Origin of the sequence: Roseovarius sp. MMSF_3298 (genome assembly GCF_030733705.1) — a bacterium.
Classification (GTDB): Bacteria; Pseudomonadota; Alphaproteobacteria; order Rhodobacterales; family Rhodobacteraceae; genus Roseovarius; species Roseovarius confluentis.
Map to the genome: position 1 here is coordinate 80,102 of NZ_JASHIN010000015.1, position 18,633 is coordinate 98,734.

The window sequence follows — 18,633 nt, forward strand, 5'->3', positions numbered from 1 at the left end:
CCGCAAAATCCTGGAGGCACATTCGGGACGGGACGTGCATGTTCACGACTGGAGCACGTGATTCTGGGCCCTCGCGCGGAGTGCGGCTATCGGCATTGCAACGAGCGGGAGGAAACTGGTCCCCAATGCCAGCACCAAGCCCGCACCGCCTGGCGAGGGCAATTCAAGAACGTCCGAGAAGACTGGCACCCAAAGGGCCGTTGCCACGAGACCGAGACAGAGCGTGATCGCGCCCCAGACGAACGGGTTTCGCATCGCGCCACTGTCTACCGGTCCGCGCCTTGGGTCGCCCGCATTGATGACATTCCACAGCTGCGCCAAGGACAGGGTCAGAAATGCGACTGTGGTGGCCTGCGCCGGAGCGAGTGCCAACCAGAAAAGCGCAAGGCCGAACGCGCCTAGCGTCGCCACAGTGATGAGTGTCCCCAGCCATGCCACGCGGCGCCATTGGTGCCGGCCCATGATCGATTCTTTGGCGTGGCGGGGGGGACGTTTCAGAATGTCGGGATCGCCGGGGCCGAGCCCGAGTGCGAAGGCTGGGAATACGTCCGTTACGAGGTTCAGGAAGAGGATCTGCAAAGGCGTCAGTGGGGCGGGCAAGCCTGCAGCCACGGCGATGCCGACGACGAGCACTTCGGAAAGGTTGCACGACATCAGGTAGACGACGAATTTCCGGATGTTGTCGAAGATCGCGCGGCCTTCGCGGACCGCGGTCACGATTGTGGCGAAAGAATCGTCGCGCAGGACCATCTCGGCGGCTTCACGGGCGACCTGGGTACCGCGATGGCCCATGGCGATGCCGATATCGGCCTTGCGCAGGGCCGGTGCATCGTTGACGCCATCCCCGGTCATAGCGACGATCTGGCCCGATTTCTGGAGGAACGTGGCGAGCGCCAGCTTGCCGGACGGTGAAACGCGGGCGAAGACGTTGGTCTGTAACAGACGTTGGGCAGTGGTCGGATCGACACGCGCAGGGTCGAGCGTGGCGAGGTCGAGGTCATCCGGCATCGCGGCACGGCCCGGATCGATCCCGGCGTCGCGCGCAATGCGCAGGGCCGTGGCGGCGTGGTCGCCGGTGACCATGACGACGCGGATACCGGCCGTTTTGCAGGCCGCGATGGCGGCGGGCACCTCATGCCGCATCGGATCGGCAAACGCCACAGTCGCGATCAGCATTAGATCGGCATAGGGGTGTTCGTTCGATGCGTCGCGGCTTTTCATGGCCAGGGCGAGGCAGCGCAGACCTTCGGCGGCGGCGGCGCTGCTCTTGTTCTGCCAGGCATGTCGCGCGGCGGCGTCCAGTGGAAGTGTCACAGAGTCTGACAGAACATGTGTGCATCTGGCGAGTACGGCTTCTGGGGCACCCTTGACCGAGAAAAGAAATCGCCCTTCGAATTCGTGAATCTGCGCCATCATGCGATGGTCAGGATCGAACGCGTGCTCCGCGACGACGCGATAACCTGCGAGGTCCAAATTGGCCCGGGCCGCAACGTCGAGAAGAGCTAGTTCCATCGGGTCTCCGGTGCCTTCGCTTTGCAGCGGGCCGCCGCGATCCGCGCTATTGCACAAGGCGCCAATCCGCAGGGCCCATAGAAGAGCTGGCGACTGGCCGGTGTCGAGCGGACCTTCGGCTGTGACTTCCTGCGTTTCGCCCGAGAGCAGGTAGCGGGTGACGCTCATGCGATTTTCGGTCAGTGTGCCGGTCTTGTCGGTCAGGATCACCGTTGTCGCGCCAAGGGTTTCCACGGACGACAGGCGCCGGATCAGGGCGTTGTGGGTCGCCATCCGCCACATGCCGCGCGCAAGGCAGAGGGTCGCGACAACAGGCAAGCCCTCGGGTATCGCGGCGACCGCGAGCGCGATGCCGGTCTGGATGAGTTCTGTTACCGGATATCCGCGTACGTAGCCGGCCCCGACGGTGACACCGCAGAGCGCGATCATCAGCCCGACAAGTTTCTGCCCGAGGCGGTTGAGCTGGCTTTCAAGCGGCGTAGATTCCGGTTCGGCCGCTTGAACCAAGGCGCTGATATGCCCTACCTCGGTCTGCATGCCGGTGCCGGTGACCACGGCCTCGGCCAGGCCGCGGGTGACGGCACTGCCCTTGAAGAGCATACCGATGCGCTCGCCGAGAATGCTGTCGATTTCGACAGCCTCGGTGGATTTGGCGACTGCGATCGATTCACCCGTCAGGACGGATTCATCGCATTCCAGCCCAGTGGCTTTGATCACGCGCAGATCGGCAGTGATGACGTCGCCCGCCTCGATGATGACGATGTCGCCGGGGACGAGATCGCGGGCATCGGCCATGAAGACGTGGCCGTCGCGGTGGATGCGGGTGTGGGTGTCGGCGATATGTCTAAGCGCTTCCATCGATCGGGCGGCGCGCCGCTCGGTGAAGACGCCGATGAGGACGTTCAGAACCAGTACGATGAGGATCGCGGTAGCCTCGGCGGTGTCGCCGATCGAAAATGCGAAGGCGCTTGCGGCCACCAAAAGCCAGAAGATGAATCCGCGGACCTGGTGAAACAGGATGGAGAGCGTGCTGCGCGGTTTAATCTGGCGCAGGTGGTTAGGGCCGTAGCGAGCAAGCCGCTTTTGCGCCTCGTGGCAGCTTAGTCCCAGTTCGGCGTCGGTATCGAGCATTTGCAGGACTTCGGCGACCGAATGCGCATGCGGCACGTCGATGAACTCAGGCTTCAATTCCGGTCTCCTTCAGCAGCGGTCGGGAGCAGGTTAGGGGATTGGACTGGGCTGGTCTTGTTGACCGTCAATAGTGTGCCACGATGCCTGCCGCCCGTTGTCGGCGGTCAATGTGGCGGCATGGCGTGGACGTCATTCTTCTTCCATTGACACGGAATCAGTGTCGCATTCAGGAGAAAAGAAAATGAAGGACAAGGATCTCAGACAGGATGTCGTCGACGAACTGGAATTCGAGCCAAGCATTGACGCGGCCGACATCGGTGTTGCGGTGGAGGATGGAACGGTCACGCTGACCGGTCACGTGCCAAGCTATGCTCAAAAACGCATGGCGGAGAACATCGTGAAACGGGTCAAGGGCGTACGGGCCATCGCGCAAGAAATCGAGGTACGGCCAGTTGGGTCGCATATCACGGCCGACGACGAGATCGCGCATCGCGCGGCAAATTCGCTTCGCTGGAACAGTTCTGTCCCCAAGGATGCTGTGCAGGTGAAGGTCGAGAAAGGCCTCGTGACCCTGAGCGGCAAGGTGAAGTGGTATTTTGAAAAGCTTGCTGCGGAAAAGGCCGTTCGGGACCTGACCGGCGTCAAGAGCGTATCGAACCTGATACAGATTGCCCCGAGCGTCAGCCCGACCGACGTTCGTCAACGCATCGAGAACGCGTTGCGGCGAGATGCCGAGCTGGAGGCCAAGGGAATCAACGTGAAAGTCGATGACCGCAAGGTCACGCTGGACGGCAAGGTGCGCACTTGGTCGGAACGCGATGCGGCGGAAAGGGCGGCCTGGGCCGCACCGGGCGTGACCAGCGTAGTCGATCACATTTCAATCGGCGCCTGACAAGACCAGATGCCGGGCCGACGTTTCGGCCCGGTTCGCCAACCTTTTCTGAAAGGAGAACGAGATGCCGGAAGATATTCCGAAAACACAGAAAGCGACGGGCCTATCCTCCGAGGATCTGAGCGCTGATCTTCATGAATTTCGCGCCGCGGTACAGGATCTCGGGAAGTTGCTGAAGAAAGTCGGCAAGAAGCGGATGGGCGAGGTCGGTGAGGAGTTCGAACAGCAATCCGAGGAACTGATCCGCCAAGGACGGCAGGCGATACAGGTGCTGGAGCACCGTGTGGAGCAGCTGGAAAAAAGCGTCGAGCGCAGCGTGCGGGATCACCCGGGAGCGTGGGCCGGGGGTATCCTTGGCGTGATCGGTTTCGGTCTCATTCTCGGATTGCTGGCGCGTCGGCATAGTTGAGCGGCGCGTCGAATGCTGCCTCGCGACCGCATAGCAGCCGGCGCGCGTAGGGCCGCTCTGGCCGTTGTCATCGGTATTCTGGGCCTGACTTGCTGGGCCTGTCTGATCGCGGGCATCGTGATAATGGCAAGCCCCGCCCTTGGCTTGGGCGGGGCTTTCCTGGTGATGTCGGGGGCGCTGGCTGCGACGGCGCTGTTGATCGGCCTTGTTCTTCGTCTTGCGGTAGCCTCTGAAAAACAGCGGTCGAAGTCTTCCGATCCCTTGGCCGGGATCGCACTGGGCGTTCTCAAGGGCGGGGTGGCCGGGCTGTCGGAGCGGCAGACCTTGCGGCTCGCGCTACTGGCGGCGGCCGCAATATCGGCGGGCATCGCGTTGCTGTTGCCGCGCCGGAAATCCGAGGATCAGGAGTGAGGTCTATCGCGACAGGAGAACCGGAAGATTTGCCTTCTCAAGAAGGTGCCCCGTAACGGCGCCGATCATGAAATCGTAGAATTGCGAGTGCCCGAAGGCGCCCGCGACGAGAAGCGTGGCCTCGCAATCGTGCGCGGCGTTCAGCAGTTCCTGACCGCGATGATCGACCGTCGCCATCCTGTCGGTCGTCGTCGCCTTGAATCCACGGCGGTCGAGCGCAATTGCAAACTCATCCCGGCTGTCGAAGCCTGGTTTTTCATCGCTTGCGCGGGCGACCAGTGCGATTAGGTCTATCTGCGCGCCGGGCTTGGCAAGGTCGAGCGCATCATGCGCGGCGCGGGTGGCTTCGCGGGTTTCGCTCCAGCCGATGGCAATGGTGTCGAAGGGGGCTTTCACGTCTGCTTCGGGCGACAGAACCAGCACCGGACGACCGAGGTTCCGGATCAGCCGTTCTGCCGTGACCCGATCATCAGGCGCGCGTGTGCCTGAACCATTGCTTCCCATGACCACCAGATCGGCGGCGCGGGCGCCCGCCAGGAAAAATCTTTCGCTGCCGAAGAGCGCGTCCTGCCGGCGAAATTCAGTCCTCAGGTCGTTTTTGCGCGACGCCTCGTCGAACAGGTCGCGGATCTTGTCGGATTCCTTGATCTGCCAGTCCTGAAAGGTTGCATACACCATTGGTGCCGAACTCAGTCCATCGAAGAAGACGACCTGAGAGAAAGAATGCAGGCCAATCACGTGCGCATCGAGCGATAGGGCAAGTGTGAAGCATTTGTTGATAAGCCATTCTGCTTCGGCGGAGTCGAAAATGACCAATGCGATGGTTTTGACGGGCATTGGAATTATTCCTTTGAAATTCGTGAACTTAAAAATGGCCGTCCCGAAGGTTTCGGGGCGGCCTTTGCATTACTTGGACCCGGCCTGTTGTTGGGGCGCGGGTTTTGCCGGTTTCGCGGTCGACGGAGCAGGCTTGCTGCTCTGCTTGGCCGGTTTCGGCTTCGACTTCGGATCTGCCATTGGTACCTCCATGGTTGCGGGTGATTACCCGCGATCAGGAATCCATAGCTTTGGCTGATCATCATTGACGGCTGTCATCAGCCTGACTTTTCCGTGGCGTCTTTCCATTTCGGACCGGCTGGACTGCGCTGGTATCGGTTGTGTGCGAGCGGGTGTCTGCTGTCGGGCAATACAGAAGGGCTTTTGACTGTCCATTCTGGTGTCAGGAGCGTTCAGAACCTCGTGCACGCGGTCTTCACCACACCGCCCGAATAGCCGGAGCTTGGTCATGTCGACCACATCTATCTCTTCCGGGGTCAGCAAGCATATGGCGTTTCGATCGGCAAGCTGGTGCAGGCCTCGGCATAGGGTTTCTACGGTCATGTCCAGCAGCGAAGCCAGATCGCGTCGGGTCAGCGGTATCCGGACGGTTGCCTTGGCGCCGTCGCGCGCGTCAGGCAATTGTTGTACGATCCAGAACGCTATGCGCTGAAGGGTATTGCGGCCACGCATGGAAGCAGCCCACAGCCGATGCTCTTCCAGCTGTTGTGCGGTGATAGCAAGATATGCCCGGTAAATCTGCGGCTCATCCCGGATCAAAGCGTTCAGCGTCGCGCGGTTGACCCAGCAGATACGGGCCGATGTCGCGGCTTCCCAGGAAAACGCGTTCTCTGCCTTGCATGGATCCCCGACGATATGGCCGGGCTTGAGGAGCTGAAGGATGTGATGTTCGCCGTCCGCGGTCATCAGGACGACCTTCACCAGACCCGATGAGATGATCCCGATCCGGTCTGTAAGTTCTCCTTGTAAAGCCAGTTCGTCGCCTCTTTTGTATCGGGTCTGATGGCATCGTGGTGACAGCAAGCTTGAGCATGCGTCGCCCAGCATGCCACAAAGGCCGAAGTCGTGTGCCGCGCAAGATGCACAGATTTGGGCCGGCGCAATTTGCGTCGTCGTCGTCGAAGTATGCATTGGTCCCCCCAGTGTCCGGGCCATGACAGACGGCCGCATTGGTCCTTGCAACTTTCACATGGGGTCTTTCTATCGAATTGCAGCGGCGACGTGTGTGCGAGAATTGTGTAGAATTGTACGCGCAGGTTCCGCCTTTATTGCTTTAAGTATATGAAAATAGACCATGACAGACACGCCAAAGAGTGTTGAACCGACGGGGCCGGATGGGCTCGACACCCGTCTTGCAATGTTCGTGGAAGATGCCCCGGCGGCCGTGGCGATGTTTGATCGCAACATGCGATACGTCGCGTGGTCGCGGTTTTGGGCTGAGCGTTACGGACTTGTGGACAAAGACCTCAGGCGCGTGTGCCACTACGACATTTTTCCCAATCTGCCCGATCACATAAAACAGGCCCATCAGCGCGGTTTGGCCGGAGAAGGCCTGACGTCGCATGAGGATCGCCTGGTGCTGAATGACGGATGCGTCCGTTGGGAGCGCTGGCGCACAAAGCCGGTCCGCGATGCCCAGGACGTTGTTGTCGGGATCGCGGTTTTTACCGAGGACATTACCAAGCAGAAAGAAGCGGAGTTTCAGCTGCAAGAAAGCGAAACAAGGTTGCGGCTGTTGGTCGATGCGCTGGGGATCGGGACGATCGATTTGGACATCAGTACAGGAAAAATCGAAGTCAGCGACGCCTTTCTCGAGATGACAGATCTTGAAGACAAGGATCTGCCGGCCGATTTCGACGGCTGGATCGTGGCATTGAACCCGTTGGACGAAGAGGCGTTTCGCGAGTCGCGGGGACGCGCGTTTGATCCGGAGGGTGATGGGCTGTTTCGGGCTGAAGTCAGGCCCGGCACACCGAAGAAAGGTCGCGAGTTGCAGCTTGTCGGGCGTGTCTTGTTCGAAGGCACCGACAACAAAAAGAAGGCGGCGCGGTTCGTCGGGATACTGATTGATCAGACCGAGAGGAACGAGTTGCAGATGTCGGCGGCCAGATCGCAACGCCTGGAGGCGATCGGACGAATAGCCGGGATCATCGCGCATGATTCCAACAACCTGCTTTCCGTCATACTCGCGAATCTTGAGCTTGCTGCAATGCGTGTCTCCGACCCCGCGACTTACGAATACCTCCAGGTCGCAATGGACGCCGCTGAAATGGGGGGCGGATTCAACAAGAAGCTGCTGTCACTTTCCGGGGCGCGGAATTCGCAACCCACACTGATCCGTCTGGACGAACACATCCTGAAAACCTGGGCCATGTTGGAACGCCTGCTGAATGAGCACATTTCCTTGCGTTTCTCGGCTGGAGCGGATGACTATTGCGTCCGTATCGACCCAGCCGAACTGGACGGTGCAATCCTGAACCTTGTTGTGAATGCGCGAGATGCGCAGCCAAATAGTGGAGAGATCATTATCACCACGAAGGATGTCGAAATCGATGCGCAAGCCGCCAAGTCCTATGACAACGGCAAGCCCGGGCACTACCTGGAACTCAGCGTGTCGGACAATGGCGTCGGCATGACCCCAATAGAGGTCAAGCGCGCGAAAGAACCGTTTATCACCAGCAAATCGCCGGAGATGGGTACGGGTCTTGGACTGACCAGTGTGTTTGCTTCGGTCGAACGGGTGAACGGGTTCGTTTCGATCGTGTCCGAAAAAGGAGAAGGAACGACGGTGTCGATCTTTCTTCCGGTCGCGGATGGCATTGCTCATCGAGAGGAGCGGGAGGCTGAGATACCTATGGGCAATGGCGAGATGATCCTCGTCGTGGAGGACGATGCGCTGGTGCGGGAGGCGACCCTGAAGCGTCTTGAAGCATTAGGATATGCCGTGATCGAAGCGGCGGATGGAGAGACCGCCTTGCAGCTTTTGAGCGAGGGGGAAGTGGTCGACCTGGTTTTTTCCGATGTCATCTTGCCGGGTACGATCTCGGGATATGACATTGCGGAAACGGTTCGGGAGCAATACTCGCAAATTGCCGTTCTTTTGACCTCGGGACACGTGTCCGGCCGGCGACTGCCACGCCATCCGCGCGGCCGTCTGCCGGAACTCCTCAAGAAACCATATCCGCTGACGGTGCTGGCGCAGGCGGTTGAAAGGGCGCTCAGTCCTCGCGGGAAGGCTTGACGTCCCCGCTAAATACGTAGCCAACACCGCGAACCGATCGGATCAAAAGAGGAGACTCTCCCGGCGTTTCGATCTTTCTTCGAAGGCGCGCGACGTGACCATCGATGCTGCGGTCATAGGGCGACCATCCCCGTCCGTGCAGGGCGTGCGAAATCTCGTCTCGGCTGAGCACGCGGCCGGGGTGCCGCACGAACAGCTCCAGCAGTTTCAGTTCCATTTCCGTAAGATCAAGCGGCGACCCGTCGAGGTGCCGGGCAATATGGTTTTTCAGATCGAGTTCGCTGTGATCGAACAGAAGCTTGCCCGAAGGTTGAACGGTGTCTTGATATCTCTCCAATGTCTTTTGGACCCGCATTACGACTTCCTTGATATGGAAGGGTTTGACGATGTAATCGTCCGCGCCGCACTCCAGCCCCCGGACGCGGTCGTAGGGGTCGGTTCGGCCAGATATCATCACGACGGGGATATTGCGCTTTGCCCTCAGTTCCCGCGCAAGGTCCAGGCCGTCGTCGCCGCCGAGATTGAGATCCAGGGTGATGAGGGATACGTGGTTTTCACGCAAGTTGCTGAGCATCGTTGCCCGGTCGCTGGCTTCGTGCACGTTGTAGCCTTCGGACGAAAGGCCGTGGTTCAAGGCTTTTCTGATCTCGGGGTCGTCATCGACGACAAGGACGGTTGCTTTCGTCATGGCTGTCACGGCGGAAATTTCTTCGATTATAGCGGGTGCTGCAGAAAGCGCCAAACCATGCTTCGTCCAAAGGCGGAAATTGTCATCGCTTTCAGGCCTGTTCGCGGCGGAGACAGGAAAGCATGTCTGTAACCTGCTGGTCAGTGACCTGAGGGAAATCCCGGTATGCGCCACTGATCGAGTAGAGCCTGTCGGATCGGTGAGGGCAAATGACCCGGACGCCACTCATGGACAGACGGTCAAGCGCGCCTTGCAGAGCGACGGGAACGGCCACGGCGATGGCGCGTGCGCCCTGACGCCGGACCATTGTCAGGGCCGCTTCAAGCGTTGTACCCGTCGCGGCGCCATCGTCCACGATCAGCACGTCGCGATCAATGAAAGGCAGGGGACTCCTGCCTTCCAGCCACATGCGCCGCCGTTTTTCCACCTCGCGGATCGGCTCCACGGCCAATGCCTGGATATCAACCTCCGACAAGTCGAGCATGTCCTGAAGGGTTCGGTTGATCGCAAGTTCGTCAGGGTCGGGCCCGGTGACGGCGGCGACGGCCAGTTCCGGATTATTCGGCAGACCCACCTTGCGCACGATCAATATATCGAAAGCGCCACCCAAGTGGCGTGCGATGTCCGCGGCAATGGGGACGCCGCCGCGCGGCAGTCCCAGAACCAGCCAGCGGCGGTCGATATCGGGCGGAAGTGCTGCGATCAGCTGGCGCGCCGCGTCCGCCCGATCCTTGAAAAAAGGGCCAGACACCCGGCTATGCCGCCTTGACAGCGATCGTCTTCTCGGACGCCAGGGCCGCCTTGGATTTCGGCAGTTGGATGGTCAGCACGCCCTTGGAGAACTCTGCCTCGATCTTGTCGTGCTCGATGTTTTCGGGCATCCGGATCGTGCGCTGAAAACTGCCCCAGCGACGTTCACTGAGATGATGGCTTTCATCCCCTTCTTTCTTCTCGTCGGATTTCTCGCCGCTTATTGTCAGCGTTCCGTTACTGATCTTCACGTGGATTCCGTCGGGGTCCAGTCCCGGCAACTCGGCGGTGACGGCATACCCTTTTTCGGTCTCGGTCAGGTCGACTGCCGGACAGAGGGGAAACCCGCGTGACGTCTCTGGAAGCGCGCGGTCGAACCACAGGCGCGGTTCAAAACTGTCGAACAGGCGCTCCATCTCGTCGCGCAAACTGCCAAAGCCGGTCCATGGGTTGATCGGCCGGTTGGTTGCGCGTGCTTCGCGTGTGACAGGGATATCGGTAGACTTATCAGCCATGTATCGCTCCTTTTGAGTTAATGCCGTTGGCCGAACTCACGGGATGCATCGCCCAGCCAACGGCAATTTCCGCGATTTCCGGGGACAGGCGGAAGTTCCACGCCTGCTTGGACAAAGGCGTAGTCGCGAATTTCTCCAAGATGTCCGAGTCGTTCCCCACTCTCATTGATGGTCATCAATACCACGTGCGCGGTGCAAACCCGGGCGTTGACGGTCGTCAATGATATCGAGCCGAACAGGCGCGACGCTCGGGCAGCAACTGGAGGATCAAGATATGAAAAAGTTCTTTTTGATGATGCCTTTCATTCTCGGGAGCGCGGCAATGGCCCAAGAGCATGATTGGGGCGCTCGTTTCTATGCAGAGAATTGCGCGGGGTGCCACGGTGAAACCGCCAAGGGCGACGGGGTCCTGGCTGACTACCTGACGGTCGATGTGCCGGACCTGACCTCGCTCAGCGCGGCAAACGATGGTGTTTTTCCGATGCTGCGCGTCATCCAGATCATTGACGGACGTAGCGGGTTGCGCACACATGAAAAACCCATGCCGCTCTACGGCGCTATCTTTCGCGAAGATCTTCAACCACCCATGGGAATGCCAGGTGCGTCGGAGCCGTTGGTTCGCGGACGCGTCCTCAGCATCGCGGAATACCTGCAATCAATCCAGGAATAGCGCGACTTGTGAACGCTGCGGGCAGGTCTTTTGTCCTAAGTCGGAAGGGCCTGGCCAAAGCCTACGCGTGACTTTGTAGCCGCACTCAAGCATTCGCCTGACCGGGCCAAGCATTGCGGTGCCTATTCGTGTGAGACGAGGGCGCGAATGGCGGCGACGAGTTCGCGACCGGAAAACCGCACCAGGTTCTTGACGATCTCGCGACGCACGCAGTTCGCCAGACCTTCGGGTGCCTGAGCCCGCCATAGGCCGATGGTTTCGGCTGGAGCAATCAGAACCAGTTCCTCGAACGCCCCGATTTGCGCCTCTTTTTCGAGGAAAGCTTGAACATCGCGCATGAAGTTGCGTGCGTCTTCTTCTAGAGGGTCCGAACCGGGCGCGACCGCGGATCGCCGGCGCCCGCCCGCCGAAGCGAAGCTGCGGGTCGGGCGGTCACGTTTGACCTCGCCCACGGAGCGTCTGCGGCCCTGCATCGTGATTTCGGTTGGCAATGGATCACGTATGCCGGGCAATTCGCGCAGGATACGCGCCCGGTGCGCGTTCATGACGATGTACCATATCCGCGGGCGTTTCATCGCCACGGACCTATTTGTGATGATCGGCCACGGCGCGTGTCAGTTCGCCTGCCAACTGAAGTCCCGCTGCATGGGCGACATCACCGAGGCTGAGCATGCCTACCATTCTTTTGCCATCATCGAGCACGGGCAGCCGACGGATCTTCTTCTGATCCATGAGGTGGATGGCGTCTTCGACCGTTTCCTCGGTGCGGCAGTAAACGATGCCCTTGGTCATGACCTCTTCGGCGGTAGTTTTATGCGCATCGAGCCCTTTGGCTATGACTCGGATCGCCAGATCACGGTCCGTGATCATGCCGATCAGTTTGTCGTCCTTGCCGATGGGAACGGCACCGATGTCGTCCTTTGCCATGCGCGACGCGATTTCGCTGACAGGGGTGTCGGCTGTAACCCATTCGGCCGGTGCATGCATTGCCTCACTGACTTTCATGATGTCCTCCGTGGAATAACATTGATCGACAGTCGTGCTTTCCTGCAAGCCGGTCATTGACCACCGTCAAGCCCCCGCTGTGACGGTGATCAATGCGATTTGACCCGGACCCTTCAGAGTTCTGGACGGCAAGAACGGAGGATGGACATGAAACCCACCGGACATACCGCGATCGACCAGGCGCCACAGGTCGTCGCCGAATGGATCAACCTGCTATGCGACGATCTGGAGTGGCACGAGAAGGGACGGGCATACCTGCTGTTGTCCGAGACGTTGCAGGCCATCCGCGATTACCTGGGCGTAGACGAGGCCGCTGACTTGGCGGCGCAACTGCCGCTGATCGTGCGGGGTATCTATTACACCGGATGGAACCCGTCCAAGACACCGGTGCAGCCGCGCGGCAAGTCGGAGTTCCTGGGCAGGGTGGCCGGGAAGTTCAGCAAGCAGCCGCTGGAGAACCCCGAACGCGCTGTTGCCGCGGTGTTCGATCTGTTGCGGCGCAAGATTTCGATGGGCGAGATCGACCAGGTCAGCAATGCCATGCCCGGTCCGCTGCGGGAGCTTTGGCAATGACGGAGGTTCGGCGAAGCGGTCGTTTTGATGACGCTGGGGCCCAGGCTGGAACGCCGGAGCGGAAGCGCAAGCCGGGCGCTGCCCCGATTGCGACCTACGACCCGGTTCTGGAAGCGGGGCTGGAGTCCTTTCCTTGTTCGGACCCGCCTGCGTGGGCCGGTTTCAAGGAACCTGCGTCCAGAAAGGCGACGCGGTCCGGGTCGCGCCGCAAGATACGCGGGCTCGATCCAGAGAGCCCGAACGGTGAAGACCTGCAGGTCCCGGTGCGCACCGTTTGCTATATTGCCGAGCGGGCCCATGACCTGATGGGAAAATCGGCGAGCACGGAGGCGGAGGACGCGCCGGACGAGGAGGACGCGGTGGCCGATATCCTGGAGGCTCGTGGCCATGATGCCGTGGAAGAGGAACTGCGGTCGGTGATCGACGATCTGGATGAAATCGCCCAACGCGACCTGGTCGCACTTTTGTGGCTGGGCCGGGACGACGATGAATGGAATGTATTGCGGGACCTTGCGTGGCAGGAGCGCACGTCTTCGCCTGCGAGCTACCTGCTGGGGACGCCGTTTTTGGCGGATTATCTTTTTGCGGGGCTTGAAAAGTTGGGGCTGGAGTGCCCGACTTCGTGAAAAGCCCCGCTTCATTGACGGGCATCAATGGCCGCCAGAGGGGAATCGCGTAGTTTGAATTTATCGACGGGAGGAGTGGAACCGGAGCAAAATCTTGGCACGACGTCGCGAGACGCGAACCGAAAGATGGTGCAATGGCGAAGCATTGAGACCTGTTGATCGGGGGGCTGCCGGATGATGGCGATAGCGCCAGAGGCGACTTTGGAACCTAAGTCAGATTCCGGCGGCCCTTTGAATACTTGAAGTGATTTCGATATGTCCAAGCCCGGGCGGAGATAATCCGTCCGGGACATTACGTCTTCCAGACGGCCTTTTTCCGCGTGCCGACTGGCCGGCACCGACGCCATTGATCGCGATCAATGGCGAAGTGACGAGAGCCGGGCATGCTGTTTTCATCGACGGGAGGAGCGGAACCGGAGAGGGATCGTTGGAAAACGTTGCAAGGCGCGGACCGCGAGACATTATACCGGGAAAGCCATGAGACCTGTCGATCCTGGATCGTCGGGCAAGGGTTAGCGCACTTGGGGTAACCTTGGATGTGGAAGCCGGGCCTGACGGTCCCGCGGCGGACCGCCGGCCGCTTTGGAGCGGGATGCGAACCGGGGCGAAAGCGTTCGTCCCGGTTTCTTTTTTTGCAGGTTACTTCTTCAGAAGATGTCTTTCATCCGCGGCTGGAGCAGTGCTGCAAGGGCCATCACGGCGATGACCGCACCGCACAGTATCGCCAGCCAGGTCAGAACGAGTATCTCTTTGAAGCCCAAGACCCAGGGTGAAACCACCATCCAGAGACCGAGCACCAGCGTGAGCCATTCTTCCCATGCCTGGTGGTCATAGAGGGCTGCCGTCGCTATCGCGACGACGGCGATGCCTACGACCACGAAATTCAGCGTTACGGGGCGAAAGTTCATGCCCTCGGGTGGCGTGATTTTCAGGACAAAGAGGGCCGCGACGAGCACGAGGCCCGTCAGGAGCGTCACTGTGTCCTGCCAGTGTATCCGTTTCATGTTTTCCTCCATTGGCAAAAGGCGCGGTTTCGCGCCACGGACAGCCACAGGATGCCAATGTCGGACCGTGATGCATTGATGGCTATCAAGCACGTTTTCTGGAGCGCTTGGCGGGGCGCTTCTCAAGCGCGTGTTCGAGAACATCATCGACCGTTTCCAGCCAGATGAATTCAAGCCTTGAGCGGGCGGCTTCGGGGATGTCTTCGAAATCGTGCCGGTTGCGTGCGGGCAACATAACGCGCTTGAGGCCCGCGGTGGCCGCCGCGACGACCTTTTCGCGAATTCCGCCGACCGGCAGCACGAGTCCGCGCAGGGATATTTCGCCGGTCATGGCGGTATCGCTGCGCAGCTTGCGATCCAGCAGAAGCGAGGCGAGGGCTGCGAAGATCGCAGTGCCGGCGCTGGGCCCGTCCTTGGGCGTGGCGCCTGCGGGCACGTGAATGTGGATGTCGGTGCTTTCAAATGTCTTGGGGTCGATGGACAGCGCCTTGGCGCGCGCCTTGACCAGGGTCAGGGCGGCCTGCGCGCTTTCGCGCATGACGTCACCCAGTTGGCCGGTCAGGGTGAGGCTCCCCTTGCCGGGGGTGCGACTGGCCTCGATGAAGAGGATATCACCTCCGACCGCCGTCCAGGCGAGGCCTGTGGCCACGCCGGGCAGGCTGGTGCGCATGGCGACCTCGTTCTCGTAGCGCGGCGGGCCGAGGATTTCGGACAAGTCGGTTGCCTTGACCTGGAAGGTTTTCGTCTTTCCCTCTACGATATCCACGGCTGCGTGCCGCAGGACCGCGCCGATCTTGCGTTCGAGGCTTCGGACGCCTGCCTCCCTGGTGTAGTTGCGGATGATGGCATGCAGGGCGTCGTCGTCGATACTGACCTGCTCCGGCTTGAGGCCCGTCGCTTGCATCTGGGATTTCACCAAGTGGCGCTTGGCGATCTCCAGCTTTTCGTCCTCGACGTAGCCGGGCAGGGTGATGATCTCCATCCGGTCGAGCAGCGGAAACGGAATGGTTTCGAGCACGTTCGCCGTGGTCAGGAACACCACGTGGCCGAGATCGAAATCAACGCCAAGGTAGTTATCGCGGAAGGCGGTGTTCTGCGCAGGATCGAGGACCTCGAGCAGGGCCGAGGACGGATCGCCGCCGATCCCGCGCCCCAACTTGTCGATCTCGTCGAGCATGAGCACGCAGTTGCGGGTGCCGGCGCGGCGAATGGACTGGATCACTGTGCCGGGCATGGCGCCGATATAGGTGCGGCGGTGGCCGCGGATCTCCGCTTCGTCATGCACGCCGCCCAAGCTGAGCCGTGCGAACTTGCGTTGCATGGCGCGGGCGATCGACTGGCCGAGGGAGGTCTTGCCAACACCGGGTGGCCCAACGAAACACAGGATCGGCGCCTTGCCGGTGGGGGCAAGCTGACGGACAGCCAGATGCTCGATGATCCGGGTCTTTATCTTGTCCAGGCCATAGTGATCGGCGTCGAGCACGCGGCGCGCTTCGGCGAGGTCGATCGGGGCCTCCTCGGGGAGTTGCCAGGGTAGGTCGACCATCCAGTCCAGCCAGGTACGCAACATTCCCGCCTCACCGGAGCTGTCGGACATGCGCGCGTAACGCCCCAGTTCCTTCAGGACGTATTTCCTGGTTTCTTCGGGCATTCCGGCCTCTGATATGGCCCTGGTCAGCTCGGCCACTTCCTCGGCGGTGCTGTCCGCGCCTTCGCCGAGTTCGCGTTGGATCGTTTCCAGCTGTTCGCGCAGCACGGCCTTTCGGTGCCTTTCATCGAAGGCCTCTCGGGTCTGTTCGCCGATTTCGCGGGTGATGCGCAGCACCTCGAGCCGGCGCGCCAGCAGGGTTGTCACCTTGGCGATGCGGGCGCCGATATCCAGCGTTTCCAGCAGTTCCTGGCGATCCTGCAATGGAAAATCGGAATAGGCGGTGGCGAGATCGGCAAGCAGGCCTGGCTCTGTCATCTGACCGACGGATTCGGCAAGGCCGACCGGCGCATCGGGTAGGGTTTCCAGGAGTTCGACCGCCAGTTCGCGTAGGTAAAGAAAGCGGGCCTCGGTTTCTGGCCGCTTGTCGGGGGCATCGGTCAACTGTGTGACACGTGCGATCGGGAAGGGCGTGTTTTTCAGCAACTCGGTCACGCGGAACCTCCCGGTGCCCCGGCATATGAGGTGGTTGCCGCTGTCGGGGGACGAGACGTAGCGCAGAATGGTGGCCGTGCACCCGATCTTGTGCAGGTCTTCGGCATCCGGTTCGTCCTGCGAGGGATCGCGTTGCAGGATGACGCCGATCGGGCGCTCGCCGCGGACCGCCTGTTCGACAGCCATGACGGAGCGGGGTCGACCGACGGCAAGGGGAAACACGGTGCCGGGGAAACCCACGAAGTTGCGAACCGGCAGGAGGATCAACCCGTCGTCGGGAATGGGTACGAGGTCTTGCGGCTGCTCGGGCGCCCGCATGGTGTTCTGCTTTGTCATCCCTGGGCCTCCGACGCGGGTTTCTTGAGGTGGATCACGAGATATCCGTGGAATGACTGCCGCTTGACCAGCTGGCACCCGGCGGGGATGCGCACCCGGCGCTGAAACGGACCCCAGGGCAGTTCGACGCGAAGCAGCCCAGCCTCGCGCCATTCCGGCGGCCGTTGCCGTTCGCCGCACAGGATCAGCATGTCGTCCTGGGCGGTGACGGTGACATCGGCCGCCTCGACCCCGGGCAGTGCGACATAGGCCACGATCTCTGTGCGCGTCTCGATCAGGTCGAGCGGCGGTTCCCATTGGGCAGCCGTGCCGATGTCGAAGCTCAGTCGTCTGAGATCATCGACCTGCGCCAGAAGGCGCAGTGCCTGGGACAACATGAGGTTTTCTGCGGTGTTGGATGGCATCGGGAACCTCCGGAAATGTTCTATCCATCGATGCGATGTGTAGGGCGGGGGCGCATTGACCGCGGGCAATGCGCGTTTGTTCCATGAGGTCATGCTGGTTCCAGCACACCGTTTCAGAGCCGCTGACATGGCAAATTCAGAGCGCACCCGTACCCCCGCCCGCGCGCACCTGCGCGAGAACGCGCAGATCGCCGCACGATTGCGGAGCTATGCGGACCTATTGGAAAAACAGGGCGACGACGGGTTTCGCGTGCGCGCCTATCATGCGGCGGCAGACCGGATCGAGGACATGAACCTGGCGTTGCGAGGAATCTACAATTCCGGCGGCATCAAGGCGCTCGTTGCCCTGCCGACGATTGGGGATGGCATTGCGGCCGCGATCGTGGAGATCCTGACGACGGGCCGGTGGGCCCAGCTTGAAAGGCTGCGGGGAGAGACCACGCCGGAGCGGGTGTTTCAGACTGTTCCCGGCATCGGGCCGGTCCTTGCCGAAAGGTTTGCAACGCATCTGGATGCGCAGACGCTGGAAGAACTGGAAGCCTTGTTGCACGATCCGAAAATGTCCGTGCCCGGGCTTGGCCGGCGGCGGCGCCGGGCCATCCTTGCGGCGCTGGCGGACCGTTTGGACCCGATCCGCCTGGCGCGGCGCGGAACGCAGGCGCAGGACAATGCGCCGTCGGTATCGCTGCTGCTGGACGCCGATGCGCTGTTTCGAAAACAGGCGGCTGCGGGCAGTTTGCGCAAGATCGCTCCGCGCCGTTTCAATCCAGAGGGCAAGGCCTGGCTGCCGATCCTGCACCTGAGGCGAGGCGACTGGCACCTGACGCTGCTATATTCCAACACCGCCCGGGCACATGATCTTGGTATGACGAAGGACTGGGTCGTAGCATTCTATCACCAAAAGGACGCGCCGGAAGCGCAGTGCACAATTGTCACCCAGAAACGAGGGCCGCTGGACGGCAAGCGCGTGGTGCGGGGACGCGAGAATGAGTGCATGAGCCACTACGCCAATGCGGGTGCAGCAGCGGATGCATCGGCGTAAAGTTTTTTTATCAAGGGCAGGTAGAGGGTCAGACGCCGGAGATTCGAATTCGGCGCTCCGTACGGCTTCGCGGCATTCTGGTTTCTACGGCGAAGACGGTCCGTGCGGCATGAAGTCCGAACGGGCCGTCGTTTGAGCGCAGGGCTCATTCAGGTTTTGCAAGCGTTCCGGCATCCATAGCCACGGTCATTTCATCCTCGTCCAGGCTGCCATCCGCATTGGTGTCCATGGCCGTGAACTGTTCCTCGGTCACGTCGGTGTAGACTGCGGTAAGTTCTTCGTAGCTTGCCATGCCGTCTTCGTCCGTATCGACTTCCATCATTTGTGCGAAGGCGGTTGAGGACAGAAAAACGCTTGCGACGAGCACGGGGGCAAAGTGTTTCATTTCAAAACTCCATCTAAAGGTCGGCGCGCCAACAGGGCGCGTCGATGGCGCCACGAAAA

Annotated in this window: 21 protein-coding genes; 9 read left to right on the plus strand and 12 right to left on the minus strand. The window is 60.9% G+C overall.

What is annotated here, in order from left to right:
* Nucleotides 1-42 precede the first annotated feature (42 nt).
* On the minus strand, nucleotides 43-2,700 hold the full coding sequence (locus tag RBB18_RS14430) for a cation-transporting P-type ATPase (protein ID WP_306111213.1): 2,658 nt from the start codon (nucleotides 2,698-2,700) through the stop codon (nucleotides 43-45).
* Nucleotides 2,701-2,884: 184 nt separating this feature from the next.
* Between RBB18_RS14430 and RBB18_RS14435 the strand changes: the two genes are divergently transcribed.
* The 3 genes from RBB18_RS14435 to RBB18_RS14445 all read left to right on the plus strand — a co-directional run bounded on the left by RBB18_RS14435 (nucleotide 2,885) and on the right by RBB18_RS14445 (nucleotide 4,355).
* A complete protein-coding gene (locus RBB18_RS14435) occupies nucleotides 2,885-3,535 on the plus strand; it encodes a BON domain-containing protein (RefSeq protein WP_103764072.1) in 651 nt (216 codons plus the stop codon).
* Nucleotides 3,536-3,599: 64 nt separating this feature from the next.
* Nucleotides 3,600-3,944, plus strand: coding sequence for a hypothetical protein (locus RBB18_RS14440; RefSeq protein WP_146050053.1), 345 nt, complete (start codon nucleotides 3,600-3,602; stop codon nucleotides 3,942-3,944).
* Nucleotides 3,945-3,956: 12 nt separating this feature from the next.
* Nucleotides 3,957-4,355, plus strand: coding sequence for a hypothetical protein (locus RBB18_RS14445; protein WP_103764070.1), 399 nt, complete (start codon nucleotides 3,957-3,959; stop codon nucleotides 4,353-4,355).
* Between the two features lie 3 nt (nucleotides 4,356-4,358).
* Here RBB18_RS14445 and RBB18_RS14450 read toward each other — a convergent pair whose 3' ends face one another.
* Nucleotides 4,359-5,192 carry a universal stress protein gene (locus RBB18_RS14450; protein WP_103764069.1) on the minus strand — a complete coding sequence of 278 codons (834 nt, stop codon included), beginning with the start codon at nucleotides 5,190-5,192 and terminating at the stop codon, nucleotides 4,359-4,361.
* On the opposite strand from RBB18_RS14450, the gene RBB18_RS14455 reads away from it, so the two are divergent.
* On the plus strand, nucleotides 5,164-5,430 hold the full coding sequence (locus RBB18_RS14455) for a hypothetical protein (protein ID WP_306111214.1): 267 nt from the start codon (nucleotides 5,164-5,166) through the stop codon (nucleotides 5,428-5,430). The two genes, RBB18_RS14450 and RBB18_RS14455, sit on opposite strands and share 29 nt — an antisense overlap.
* Here the strand turns inward: RBB18_RS14455 and RBB18_RS14460 are convergent.
* On the minus strand, nucleotides 5,397-6,323 hold the full coding sequence (locus tag RBB18_RS14460) for a Crp/Fnr family transcriptional regulator (RefSeq protein ID WP_306111215.1): 927 nt from the start codon (nucleotides 6,321-6,323) through the stop codon (nucleotides 5,397-5,399). The two genes, RBB18_RS14455 and RBB18_RS14460, sit on opposite strands and share 34 nt — an antisense overlap.
* A 163-nt stretch (nucleotides 6,324-6,486) precedes the next feature.
* Here RBB18_RS14460 and RBB18_RS14465 point away from each other — a divergent pair, with 163 nt between their 5' ends.
* Nucleotides 6,487-8,433, plus strand: a complete 1,947-nt coding sequence (locus RBB18_RS14465; protein WP_306111216.1) for a PAS domain-containing sensor histidine kinase — start codon at nucleotides 6,487-6,489, stop codon at nucleotides 8,431-8,433.
* Here the strand turns inward: RBB18_RS14465 and RBB18_RS14470 are convergent.
* From RBB18_RS14470 to RBB18_RS14480, 3 genes are all read right to left on the minus strand, one after another.
* Nucleotides 8,411-9,121, minus strand: a complete 711-nt coding sequence (locus RBB18_RS14470; protein WP_306111226.1) for a response regulator transcription factor — start codon at nucleotides 9,119-9,121, stop codon at nucleotides 8,411-8,413. The two genes, RBB18_RS14465 and RBB18_RS14470, sit on opposite strands and share 23 nt — an antisense overlap.
* Nucleotides 9,122-9,212: 91 nt before the next feature.
* A complete protein-coding gene (locus RBB18_RS14475) occupies nucleotides 9,213-9,872 on the minus strand; it encodes a phosphoribosyltransferase (protein WP_306111217.1) in 660 nt (219 codons plus the stop codon).
* Nucleotides 9,873-9,876: 4 nt separating this feature from the next.
* Nucleotides 9,877-10,386 (minus strand): Hsp20/alpha crystallin family protein, encoded by a 510-nt coding sequence (locus tag RBB18_RS14480; protein ID WP_103764064.1) that lies wholly within the window; start codon nucleotides 10,384-10,386, stop codon nucleotides 9,877-9,879.
* Between the two features lie 274 nt (nucleotides 10,387-10,660).
* On the opposite strand from RBB18_RS14480, the gene RBB18_RS14485 reads away from it, so the two are divergent.
* Nucleotides 10,661-11,056, plus strand: coding sequence for a c-type cytochrome (locus tag RBB18_RS14485; RefSeq protein ID WP_146050051.1), 396 nt, complete (start codon nucleotides 10,661-10,663; stop codon nucleotides 11,054-11,056).
* 122 nt (nucleotides 11,057-11,178) lie between these two features.
* Here the strand turns inward: RBB18_RS14485 and RBB18_RS14490 are convergent, their stop codons facing one another.
* On the minus strand, nucleotides 11,179-11,631 hold the full coding sequence (locus tag RBB18_RS14490; protein WP_103764062.1) for a host attachment protein: 453 nt from the start codon (nucleotides 11,629-11,631) through the stop codon (nucleotides 11,179-11,181).
* 10 nt (nucleotides 11,632-11,641) lie between these two features.
* On the minus strand, nucleotides 11,642-12,061 hold the full coding sequence (locus RBB18_RS14495; RefSeq protein WP_103764107.1) for a CBS domain-containing protein: 420 nt from the start codon (nucleotides 12,059-12,061) through the stop codon (nucleotides 11,642-11,644).
* Nucleotides 12,062-12,208: 147 nt separating this feature from the next.
* Here RBB18_RS14495 and RBB18_RS14500 point away from each other — a divergent pair, with 147 nt between their 5' ends.
* Nucleotides 12,209-12,634, plus strand: a complete 426-nt coding sequence (locus RBB18_RS14500; RefSeq protein ID WP_103764106.1) for a DUF2267 domain-containing protein — start codon at nucleotides 12,209-12,211, stop codon at nucleotides 12,632-12,634.
* Nucleotides 12,631-13,260 (plus strand): DUF3775 domain-containing protein, encoded by a 630-nt coding sequence (locus RBB18_RS14505; RefSeq protein WP_306111218.1) that lies wholly within the window; start codon nucleotides 12,631-12,633, stop codon nucleotides 13,258-13,260. Before RBB18_RS14500 ends, RBB18_RS14505 begins: the two co-directional genes overlap by 4 nt.
* A 647-nt stretch (nucleotides 13,261-13,907) precedes the next feature.
* Here the strand turns inward: RBB18_RS14505 and RBB18_RS14510 are convergent.
* From RBB18_RS14510 to RBB18_RS14520, 3 genes are all read right to left on the minus strand, one after another.
* On the minus strand, nucleotides 13,908-14,264 hold the full coding sequence (locus RBB18_RS14510; RefSeq protein ID WP_170067237.1) for an SPW repeat protein: 357 nt from the start codon (nucleotides 14,262-14,264) through the stop codon (nucleotides 13,908-13,910).
* Between the two features lie 85 nt (nucleotides 14,265-14,349).
* Nucleotides 14,350-16,743: an endopeptidase La gene (lon, locus tag RBB18_RS14515; RefSeq protein ID WP_306111219.1), complete on the minus strand. Its 2,394-nt coding sequence runs from the start codon at nucleotides 16,741-16,743 to the stop codon at nucleotides 14,350-14,352.
* Nucleotides 16,740-17,147 (minus strand): Hsp20/alpha crystallin family protein, encoded by a 408-nt coding sequence (locus RBB18_RS14520; RefSeq protein ID WP_170067236.1) that lies wholly within the window; start codon nucleotides 17,145-17,147, stop codon nucleotides 16,740-16,742. Before RBB18_RS14520 ends, lon begins: the two co-directional genes overlap by 4 nt.
* 127 nt (nucleotides 17,148-17,274) lie before the next feature.
* On the opposite strand from RBB18_RS14520, the gene RBB18_RS14525 reads away from it, so the two are divergent.
* Nucleotides 17,275-18,189: a DNA-binding protein gene (locus tag RBB18_RS14525; RefSeq protein ID WP_306111220.1), complete on the plus strand. Its 915-nt coding sequence runs from the start codon at nucleotides 17,275-17,277 to the stop codon at nucleotides 18,187-18,189.
* Between the two features lie 145 nt (nucleotides 18,190-18,334).
* Here the strand turns inward: RBB18_RS14525 and RBB18_RS14530 are convergent, their stop codons facing one another.
* Nucleotides 18,335-18,574 carry a hypothetical protein gene (locus tag RBB18_RS14530; RefSeq protein ID WP_103764058.1) on the minus strand — a complete coding sequence of 80 codons (240 nt, stop codon included), beginning with the start codon at nucleotides 18,572-18,574 and terminating at the stop codon, nucleotides 18,335-18,337.
* Nucleotides 18,575-18,633: the final 59 nt, after the last annotated feature.